This is a genomic window from Mesorhizobium sp. M4A.F.Ca.ET.020.02.1.1, from assembly GCF_004022645.1.
Lineage (GTDB): Bacteria > Pseudomonadota > Alphaproteobacteria > Rhizobiales > Rhizobiaceae > Mesorhizobium.
Map to the genome: position 1 here is coordinate 1 of NZ_RZOI01001385.1, position 468 is coordinate 468.

Annotated in this window: 1 protein-coding gene; it reads right to left on the reverse strand. The window is 64.5% G+C overall.

All coding sequences use genetic code 11. The features are described 5' to 3' along the window. Positions 1-281 (reverse strand): heme-binding protein (locus EN742_RS37275; RefSeq protein WP_189375784.1); only part of this gene is annotated, 281 nt, incomplete at its 3' end. Positions 282-468 lie beyond the last annotated feature (187 nt).

Below are 468 nucleotides of genomic sequence, written 5' to 3' on the forward strand. Positions count from 1 at the left end.
GACAGCTCCAGCACCATGCGGTAGGTGCTTTTCAGGAACCGCTTCACCACATTGATCTTGCGTCGCGCCCAGTCGGGATTGGAGGCGTTCGAACCCGGCATCGCGGCGTAGAACAGCGGCCGGTCGAAGGTCCTGATGTCGACGATGATCGGCAGGTTCTCGGCCAGCGCGCGCTTGCGGATCGCCGCGCCGACCTCGAAGGCGACGGCCTCGTCGAAGCCGGGGAAGACCAGCGTGGCCTCCTGTTTCTTGATCAGAGCGATGTCGTCGGCAACGGCCATGTCGTTCCCCTGTCAATGTCGCCGCACGCTTTGGCCGATGGTTGCCGTGGGGTCAAGCCGGAATGCTAGATCGCGATCGTGCTCTTGACCGGCCGGCCAGCGACATAGACCTCGCGCACGGCGCGGTCGTCGCCCAGCGTCTGCAGGAGAAACAGTTCCTCGGCCAGCGTGCCGACCGTTTCCATCC